The sequence below is a fragment of the Burkholderia sp. SRS-W-2-2016 genome, from assembly GCF_001931485.1.
Lineage (GTDB): Bacteria > Pseudomonadota > Gammaproteobacteria > Burkholderiales > Burkholderiaceae > Paraburkholderia.
In genome coordinates, this window is record NZ_MSDV01000047.1 from 1 (window position 1) to 566 (window position 566).

Below are 566 nucleotides of genomic sequence, written 5' to 3' on the forward strand. Positions count from 1 at the left end.
CTACACAGACCGGTTCAAAGTCCAATGCAAAGCTACAGTAAAGGTTCATGGGGTCTTTCCGTCTAGCCGCGGGGAGATTGCATCATCACAAACACTTCAACTTCGCTGAGTCTCGGGAGGAGACAGTGTGGCCATCGTTACGCCATTCGTGCAGGTCGGAACTTACCCGACAAGGAATTTCGCTACCTTAGGACCGTTATAGTTACGGCCGCCGTTTACCGGGACTTCAATCAGGAGCTTGCACCCCATCATTTAATCTTCCGGCACCGGGCAGGCGTCACACCCTATACGTCCACTTTCGTGTTTGCAGAGTGCTGTGTTTTTATTAAACAGTCGCAGCCACCAGTTTATTGCAACCCTTTCACCCTTCTGGCGCAGGCCAGTCAAGCTACAAGGGCGTACCTTATCCCGAAGTTACGGTACCAATTTGCCGAGTTCCTTCTCCCGAGTTCTCTCAAGCGCCTTAGAATACTCATCTCGCCCACCTGTGTCGGTTTGCGGTACGGTCACTGTGAAACTGAAGCTTAGAGGCTTTTCCTGGAACCCCTTCCAGTTGCTTCGCTTCC

Annotated in this window: 1 rRNA gene; it reads right to left on the minus strand. The window is 51.9% G+C overall.

Features of this window, described 5'->3' with window-relative positions:
- Window positions 1-566, minus strand: a 23S ribosomal RNA gene (locus BTH42_RS21185); the annotation flags it as partial.